At 60.3% G+C, this 7,549-nt stretch carries 8 protein-coding genes; 6 read left to right on the forward strand and 2 right to left on the reverse strand.

Features of this window, described 5'->3' with window-relative positions; genetic code table 11:
• The first annotated feature begins 128 nt into the window (after positions 1 to 128).
• Positions 129 to 644 carry a hypothetical protein gene (locus AACZ55_RS06290; RefSeq protein WP_339644292.1) on the forward strand — a complete coding sequence of 172 codons (516 nt, stop codon included), beginning with the start codon at positions 129 to 131 and terminating at the stop codon, positions 642 to 644.
• Positions 631 to 1,071, forward strand: coding sequence for a hypothetical protein (locus AACZ55_RS06295; protein ID WP_339644294.1), 441 nt, complete (start codon positions 631 to 633; stop codon positions 1,069 to 1,071). Before AACZ55_RS06290 ends, AACZ55_RS06295 begins: the two co-directional genes overlap by 14 nt.
• Here AACZ55_RS06295 and polA read toward each other — a convergent pair whose 3' ends face one another.
• Complete coding sequence (gene polA / locus AACZ55_RS06300) at positions 1,072 to 3,960, reverse strand: DNA polymerase I (protein ID WP_339644297.1); 2,889 nt, start codon at positions 3,958 to 3,960, stop codon at positions 1,072 to 1,074.
• A 92-nt stretch (positions 3,961 to 4,052) separates the two neighbouring features.
• The gene (locus tag AACZ55_RS06305; RefSeq protein ID WP_339644300.1) at positions 4,053 to 4,589 is read right to left on the reverse strand and encodes a CAP domain-containing protein; all 537 of its coding nucleotides are present in this window, start codon (positions 4,587 to 4,589) and stop codon (positions 4,053 to 4,055) included.
• Positions 4,590 to 4,831: 242 nt separating this feature from the next.
• Here AACZ55_RS06305 and rpmI point away from each other — a divergent pair, with 242 nt between their 5' ends.
• The 4 genes from rpmI to ytpR form a co-directional block, all read left to right on the forward strand.
• Entirely contained in the window at positions 4,832 to 5,032 is a 201-nt protein-coding gene (gene rpmI / locus AACZ55_RS06310) for a 50S ribosomal protein L35 (protein ID WP_338608123.1), read from the forward strand.
• A gap of 46 nt (positions 5,033 to 5,078) precedes the next feature.
• A complete protein-coding gene (gene rplT, locus AACZ55_RS06315; protein WP_338608124.1) occupies positions 5,079 to 5,480 on the forward strand; it encodes a 50S ribosomal protein L20 in 402 nt (133 codons plus the stop codon).
• 194 nt (positions 5,481 to 5,674) lie between these two features.
• Positions 5,675 to 6,760 (forward strand): phenylalanine--tRNA ligase subunit alpha, encoded by a 1,086-nt coding sequence (pheS, locus tag AACZ55_RS06320; RefSeq protein WP_338608125.1) that lies wholly within the window; start codon positions 5,675 to 5,677, stop codon positions 6,758 to 6,760.
• A gap of 32 nt (positions 6,761 to 6,792) precedes the next feature.
• On the forward strand, positions 6,793 to 7,549 hold a 757-nt coding region (gene ytpR / locus AACZ55_RS06325), incomplete at its 3' end, for a YtpR family tRNA-binding protein (RefSeq protein WP_339644305.1).

The following is a 7,549-nucleotide window of genomic DNA, read 5'->3' on the forward strand; positions in this document are numbered from 1 at the left end:
TACCGTCGCTACGACTCGGAAAATCCTGGAATTTCCAGCTTTCGCCCACATGGACAGAGAATTGGCCGTCTGGCGCTGGACGCCCAACTAGCGCCCCAAAGTCGAGCTCAGGCTTTGCGAGCGAAGCATTGGCGCACGCTGACCTCAAGCCTTACAATTCGATCGTCGCTTCAGCGCATGGGAACATCCAGCACGTTAAGACGGTAAGCGGCACGAAAAGTACCGAAGAGGAATTATTCGACACAGCAGTCGATTTAAAGGTCGCAACCGCGACATATGCCATGCATTTACCGTTGCCAGTCAGAGACCGGCTTTTTAATGAATTTGATTATCTACTTAGCGACGACGCTTGGGAACCGGGCGACAAGCTGCCGAGTGTTACGTCTTATAAGCAATTTCTTCGATGGATGATCTTCACGAGTGATACGTCTTGGTGCTCATTGGGAATTTCCGATTCCGGCGACATCCTTGTAGCATGGATTGGGGAATTTGGTCAGATGACTGCCAAGTTCGCAGACACCGTTTCATGGACTCACAGAATAAATTCGCCAGACGGCCAACAGGCCTCTGCTGGCGAATACACGTTAGTGCATTTTGCTAGACAGTCGAAAAACTTTCTCGAACAGTTGCATGAAGTTAAATAATATTCCAGATGATCACCATGTCGTAAGGCACTGCAAAAGAAAGTTCCTCATACGGAACGGGGAAGAAATTGTAGGCGTTCATCCAGATTTTCTCTACTTGCGGCGAGAAATCGGAGGGCAGACCGGCCCCGAAACATATCTATCTGCCTTTTATTTTGAGTTTTTCGCTGGTGACGACCACAAGAAGGCGGAGAGTTGCGCGGCAGCCCTTCCATTTGGCACGAAAGGCGGCGCAATGGTCCGCTTGAATGCAGGCTCGATCAGAGATCAGGGTAATAAACATCAGGTCAAACTGAGAGTCACCCACGAGTACTCGAATAAGTCCATTCCATCGAAAGCGCGAATAGACGGCATGCCCCTTGAGCCTCATTTGGAGTTAGCGGCAGCCATTTGTGGAAATTCTATTGTTTCCATACATTCGCCTTAGCTAATGCGCCTCTTCCCAGTTCTCCGCAGCTTTCGCATCCACCTGCAACGGCACTGACAATCTCAGCGCCGGTTCGGCTGCGCCTTCCATCACCCGCTTGATGATCGGGATGGCCTGTTCGGCCTTGTCGGCGGGGGCTTCGAAGATCAGTTCGTCGTGGACCTGCAGGAGCATATCGGCGGGCACGTTTTCCTCGGTCAAAATGCGCTCCATGCGGATCATGGCGCGGCGGATGATATCGGCGGCGCTCCCCTGGATGGGGGCGTTGATCGAGGCGCGTTCGATGAAGGCGCGTTCCGACGGGTTTTTGGTGTTGACGTTTTCGAACGGGATCTTGCGGCCGAAAATGGTCGAGACGTAGCCTTGCGCTTTGACGATGCGGCGCTGTTCGGCCATGTAATCCTGAATGCCGGGGAAGCGGGCGAAATAGGTCTTTATGTACTCCCCTGCCTCGCCACGCGAAATGCCGAGCTGGTTGGCGAGGCCAAAGGCGGAAATGCCGTAGATGATGCCGAAATTGATCGCCTTGGCGCGGCGGCGGACCATGGGGTCCATGCCTTCGATGGGGACGTTAAACATTTCGGACGCCGTCATGGCGTGAATGTCCAGACCTTCCTCGAAGGCATCCTTTAGCGCATCGATATCGGCGATGTGGGCGAGAACGCGCAGCTCGATCTGGGAATAATCGGCGGAAATCAAAAGATTGCCCGGCGCGGCGACGAAGGCTGTGCGGATCTTGCGGCCATCCTCGGTGCGGATGGGGATGTTTTGCAAATTCGGTTCGTTGGACGAAAGGCGCCCGGTGGCGACCGAGGCCTGATTGTAGGAGGTGTGGACGCGGTTGGTGCGCGCATTGATATAGGTGGGCAGCGCGTCGGTGTAGGTCGAGCGCAGCTTGGTGACGCCGCGCCAATCGAGAATGGTCTGGGCCAGCGGCACCTCTTGGGCGGCCAGATCGTCGAGCACCGAGGCGCCGGTGGCCCAGGCGCCGGTCTTGGTTTTGGTGCCGCCTTCCAGCCCCATCTTGCCGAACAGGATATCGCCCAATTGCTTGGGGGAGCCGAGATTGAACTTTTCGCCGGCCAGCGCGTGGGCGGTTTCCTCTAACGCGGCGGCGCGCTGGGCGAAATCGCCCGAGAGGCGCGACAGGATCTGGCGATCGACCGAAACGCCGCGCGCTTCCATGCGGGCGAGGACCGGGGTCAATGGGCGATCGAGGGTTTCATAAACGGTGGTGACGCCCTGGGCGACGAGGCGGGGCTTTAAAATATGCCAGAGGCGCAGGGTGATATCGGCGTCTTCGGCGGCGTATTTGGCGGCGGGCCCGATTTCGAGCTTGTCGAAGGTGAGCTGGTTCTTGCCGGTGCCGGCCAGATCGGTGAATTTGAGGCAGGTGTGATCGAGCCAGCGCAGGGCGAGCGCATCCATGCCGTTGTTGCGCGCGCCATCGAGGGCGTAACTCATCAGGAGCGTATCGTCGATGGGGGCCATGGTGATGGCATAGCGGGCAAAAATGCCCATGTCGTATTTGACGTTCTGGCCGATTTTCAGGATTGCCGGGTCTTGCAGCACCGGGCGCAGCATGTCGAGGGCGAGGCGCATATCCATCTGGCCCTCGGCGCGGCCGCCGCCGAACATGTCGTCATTGCCGGTGGTGTGGCCGAGCGGGATATAGCACGCCTTGCCGGGGCGCGTGGACAGGCAGATGCCGACCAGATCGGCGGCCTGATTGTCGAGCCCGGTGGTTTCGGTATCGACGGCGACGTGGCCGGTGGCGATGATATCGGCGATCCAGGCGGCCAGGGCGGTCTCGTCGCGGACGATCTCGTAATCGTCGAGATTGCAGGGGATGGCGCGGATGGTTTCGAGCACTTTTTCGGCGTGGGCGTCGGGGCCGGCCACGCCCGAGGCGGGGGCCGGGCCATCGGAGACATCGACGGCGCCGGGGATCGAGGCGCCCTTGACCGCCAGTTCGGGATCGGGCTCGAAATCGTCGGGGTCGACCTCGAGCAGCGCGGCGATGCGGCGGGTGATGGAGGTGAACTCCATGGCCTTTAGGAACGGGATCAGCGTTTTGGCCTCAAGCGGTTCGCGGGCCAGGGCGTCGAAGGGGAGTTCGACCGGGGTGTTGCAATCGAGCGCGACCAGCTTTTTGGAAATGCGGGCCAGTTCGGCGTTTTCGATGATCGATTCGCGGCGCTTTTGCTGCTTGATCTCGGAGGCGCGGGCCAGAAGGGTTTCGACGTCGCCATATTCATTGATGAGCAGGGCGGCGGTCTTGATGCCGATGCCGGGAATGCCGGGGACGTTATCGACCGGATCGCCGCACAGGGCCTGAACGTCGACCACCTTGTCGGGGGTGACGCCGAATTTTGCGACCACCTCGTCCGGGCCGATCCAGCGCAGGGGCGGCTGGCCGGGACGGGCGATGGTATCGAGCATGGTGACGTTGGGGCCGACAAGCTGCATCAGATCCTTGTCGGAGGAGACGATGGTGACCTTGCCGCCCGCGTCGCGGAACTGGCAGGCGTAAGTTGCGATGATGTCGTCGGCCTCGAAGCCTTCCTGCTCGATCGAGGGCAGGCAGAAGGCGCGGGTGGCGGCGCGGGTGAGCGGGAACTGGGGGATCAGGTCTTCGGGCGCTTCGGGGCGATGGGCCTTGTACTGATCGTAAAGATCGTTGCGGAAGCTCTTGCCGGAATAATCGAAGATCACCGCGAAATGGGTGGGCTCGTTTTCGCCCTTTAGATCCTCGGTGAGCTTATAGAGCATGTTGCAAAAGCCCGAGACCGCGCCGACCGGCAGGCCATCGGACTTGCGCGTCAAAGGCGGCAGCGCGTGATAGGCGCGGAAAATGAAGGACGAGCCGTCGACGAGGACGAGATGCATTTAGGGCTCCCCGGGGCGCGGTGACGCGCCTTTACGATTCTGGTTGGGCGGACTTTCGCGCGATTATGCCGAACGGGCAAGCTTCGTGGCGATCAGGGACGGCCGGCGGGGGAGCGGACGCCCATGAGCAGTGCCCAATAGGTGCCGTAGGTGTTATACGTCGTGGCCGGGCCGCGCTCGATTGCGATGCCGAACTGGACGTAATCGGGGTTGACCATGGTCTTGTGGTGGGAGGGCGATTTGAGCCAGCCGTCGATGGTCGCGTCGAGATTGGGTGAGCCGCCGGCGAGGTTTTCCCCTGCCCCACCGCCAAAGCCCATGCGGCGCAGGCGGGTGTGAAGGGTCTGTTCGGGGGCGGCGGTGTGCGCCACGAGCGAATTTTCGGCCATCAGGCGGGCCTGTTCCTCGGCGACTTTTTGCAGGGTGGCGTTGTGGGTGAGCAGGGGCAGGTCGCGCTCGGCCCGCATGGCGTTGAGCTTTTCGGTGGCTTCGGCAATCGAGACCGAGGACACAGGGGCGGCCCGCTCGGTGGTCATGATGACGGCGCCCGAGGAACAGGCGGCCAAAACGAATGCGGCGCCGCCGGATGCGGAAAGGGTGAGGAATCGGCGGCGGGTGATTTCAATCATTGGGGGACTTTAGCGAAACGGGCTCACTTTGGAAGCTGTTAAAGTGGCGCAGACATGAGCAGATATCCCCCTTGCGCTCGGCGGCCAATCTCCCTATAACGCGCCGTCTCCGGTTGGCCCAATGGGTCCGCCGCAGGTTTCTATTGTACGGACCGTCCGGCCAAAAGGCATGCCGTGGCGGTTCATGAAAGCGGAAGCCCGGACCATCAGGGCATCCATCAAGATCAAAAAGGACCCGCAAAATGCCCAAGATGAAGACCAAGTCTGGCGCCAAGAAGCGCTTCAAGGTGACTGCCACCGGCAAGGTCATGGCTGGCCCCGCCGGCAAGCGCCACCGCCTTATCAGCCACAACGCCAAGTACATCCGCTCCAATCGCGGCACCTCGGTCATGTCCGAGCCAGATGCCAGGATTGTCAAGAAGTACATGCCGTACGACCGCTAAGCGGCCGCCCGCTAGAGCGTTCACGTCAGATTTGAGGAATTGAGATATGTCCCGCGTTAAAAGAGGCGTTACCGCCCACGCCCGCCACAAGAAGGTGATCAAGGCCGCCAAAGGCTATTACGGTCGCCGGTCCACCAATTACCGCTCCGCCGTACAGGCCGTCGAGAAGGCCGGTCAGTACGCCTATCGCGACCGCAAGCAGAAAAAGCGCAATTTCCGCGCCCTGTGGATCCAGCGCATCAACGCCGCCGTGCGCAGCCATGGGTTGACCTATGGTCGATTTATCGACGGCCTCAGCAAGGCTGAGGTTGCCGTGGACCGCAAGGTTCTTGCCGATCTGGCAGTGCGCGAACCGGCCGCTTTCGAAGCGCTGGTTGTCAAGGCCAAGGAAGCCCTCGCCTATCTGGGCGACGTCGAAGCGACCACACACGAGCGCATTTCCGCCTAAAAGGCATCTGCGACTCCTCCAGCCTTTATGGATCGCGTTGTCGAACCGAAAAACCGGTTCCCACTTTCTGACAACGCTCCAGCCCGCTGAGGCCGAATTTGAAAGCCTTGCGCTGCCCCTTTTGGGGTGGCGTGAGGCTTTTTCGTTTGCTACCGCTTCGCCCGCGTAAAAAGTTTCCCATGTTAGAGAACATCATGTCCGACGAGATCGCCGACCTCAGCCAATCGATCCATGCCGCCATCGCCGAGGCGCAGGACGAAGCCGCGCTCGAAGTGGTGCGCGTTTCAAGCCTGGGCAAGAAGGGGTCGATCTCGGCGCTGCTTGCCACGCTGGGAAAAATGACCCCCGAGGACCGCAAGGAGAAGGGCCCCGCGATCAACGGGCTCAAAGCCGAAATCGGGGCTGCCATCGAGGCAAGGCGCGAGGCGCTGGCGGCGGCGGCGCTCGAGATGCGCCTCAAGACCGAAAAGCTCGACGTGACCTTGCCGCTGCGTCCGGCCCCCACCGCCATCGGACGCGTCCACCCGGTGAGTCAGGTGATCGACGAGATCACCGCGATCTTTTCGGACATGGGTTTTGCGATTGCCGAAGGGCCGGACGTCGAAACCGATTACTATAATTTCACCGCGCTCAATTTTCCCGAGGGCCATCCGGCGCGCGAAATGCACGATACGTTCTTTTTCGAGCCCGATGCCGAGGGGAACCGCAAGCTTTTGCGTACCCACACCTCGCCGGTGCAGGTGCGCACCATGGAACAGAGCGAGCCCCCGATCCGCATCGTCATTCCCGGCCGCACCTATCGCAACGACTCCGACCAGACCCACACGCCGATGTTTCATCAGGTCGAGGGGCTGGTCATCGACAAGCAGAGCCATATCGGGCAGCTGCGCTGGGTACTCGAAGAGTTCTTGAAAGCGTTTTTCGAGGTCGAGAGCGTTACGACCCGGTTTCGTCCGAGCTTTTTCCCCTTTACCGAGCCGTCCATGGAAGTGGACGTGCAATGCGACCGCTCGGGCAACGAGGTGAAAATCGGGCAGGGCAATGACTGGCTGGAAATTTTAGGCTGCGGCATGGTGCATCCCAATGTGATCGAAGCCGGCGGGCTGGACCCCGATGTCTATCAGGGCTTTGCCTGGGGCATGGGAATCGACCGGCTCGCCATGCTCAAATACGGAATGGCCGATCTGCGCGCGTTCTTTGACGCCGACAAGCGCTGGATCGACCATTACGGGTTTCGGCCGCTCGATCTGCCGACGCTGTTCGGTGGATTGTCGAGCTGAGTTTTTGAGCAGGATTTTAAGGTAGAAGACAAATGAAGTTCACGCTGTCCTGGCTCAAGGATCACCTCGAGACCACCGCTCCCAATACCGAAATCATCGACACGCTGACCATGGTGGGTCTCGAGGTCGAGGAGGTGACCGATACCGGCGCGGCGCTGAGAAGCTTTGTGACGGCCCATGTGGTCTCGGCCGAGCAGCACCCCAATGCCGACAAGCTGCGGGTGTGCAAGGTGGATGCGGGCACAGGCGAGTTGATCGACGTTGTGTGCGGGGCGCCCAATGCCCGTACGGGGATGAAATCGGTCTTTGCCTTTGCGGGCACCTATATCCCCGGCAAGGACATCACCATTGGCAAGGGCAATATCCGCGGACAGGTGTCCAACGGCATACTGTGCTCGAATGCCGAGCTGGAACTGTCCGACGATCATGACGGGATCATCGAGCTGCCCGAGGACGCGCCGATTGGCGTGCCCTACCCCGATTATGCGGGGATCGACGAGGTGGTCATCGATATCGGGCTGACCCCGAACCGGGGCGACTGCGCCGGAGTGCGCGGCATTGCACGCGATCTGGCGGCAGCGGGCGTGGGCGATTTCAAGGACCCTGCCATCAGGCCAATTCCGGCAAGCGCTGGGGCATCGCCCATTGCGGTGAGCGTGGATGGCGACATCTGCAAGATGTTTGCCGGCCGCCTGATCCGAAACGTTACAAACGGCCCTTCCCCGCAATGGATGCAGGAGCGGCTGCGCGCCGTGGGACTGCGTCCTATCAACGCACTTGTCGATATCA

It is taken from the genome of uncultured Pelagibacterium sp., assembly GCF_963972885.1.
GTDB classification, from domain to species: domain Bacteria; phylum Pseudomonadota; class Alphaproteobacteria; order Rhizobiales; family Devosiaceae; genus Pelagibacterium; species Pelagibacterium nitratireducens.

What these genes read in the sequence shown, in the direction of transcription:
- AACZ55_RS06305 (WP_339644300.1), bottom strand. Translation starts at nt 4,589, where the DNA reads ATGATTGAAATCACCCGCCGCCGATTCCTCACCCTTTCCGCATCCGGC.
- pheS (WP_338608125.1), top strand. Translation starts at nt 5,675, where the DNA reads ATGTCCGACGAGATCGCCGACCTCAGCCAATCGATCCATGCCGCCATC.
- polA (WP_339644297.1), bottom strand. Translation starts at nt 3,960, where the DNA reads ATGCATCTCGTCCTCGTCGACGGCTCGTCCTTCATTTTCCGCGCCTAT.
- rpmI (WP_338608123.1), top strand. Translation starts at nt 4,832, where the DNA reads ATGCCCAAGATGAAGACCAAGTCTGGCGCCAAGAAGCGCTTCAAGGTG.
- AACZ55_RS06295 (WP_339644294.1), top strand. Translation starts at nt 631, where the DNA reads ATGAAGTTAAATAATATTCCAGATGATCACCATGTCGTAAGGCACTGC.
- rplT (WP_338608124.1), top strand. Translation starts at nt 5,079, where the DNA reads ATGTCCCGCGTTAAAAGAGGCGTTACCGCCCACGCCCGCCACAAGAAG.